Consider the following 273-nt stretch of genomic DNA (forward strand, 5'->3'; position numbering starts at 1 on the left):
CGACCAGCACGGTGACCACGGCGAACGACACGGTCAGCGAGGTGGCCTGGGCGATGCCGCCGATGACGGCGGGCGCGACCAGCCCGGAGGTGTAGGTGACGGTGGCGACACCGGCGATGGCCTGGCTGGCGTTGGAGCCCGACTTGCCGGCGGCCGCGAAGGCCAGCGGCACCACGACCGCGATGCCGATGCCGATCAGGGCGAAGCCCGGGATGGCGAGCGCGGGGGAGTCGGGGGGGGACACCCACAGAACGCCGGAGGGGGGGTCCCCGC

General features: G+C 74.7%; 1 pseudogene. It reads right to left on the reverse strand.

Annotated elements, in window-relative coordinates:
- Positions 1 to 273, reverse strand: a pseudogene (locus tag ACFV0G_RS20525) (MFS transporter); the annotation flags it as partial.

This window comes from Kitasatospora sp. NPDC059571 (assembly GCF_042735675.1).
Classification (GTDB): Bacteria; Actinomycetota; Actinomycetes; order Streptomycetales; family Streptomycetaceae; genus Kitasatospora.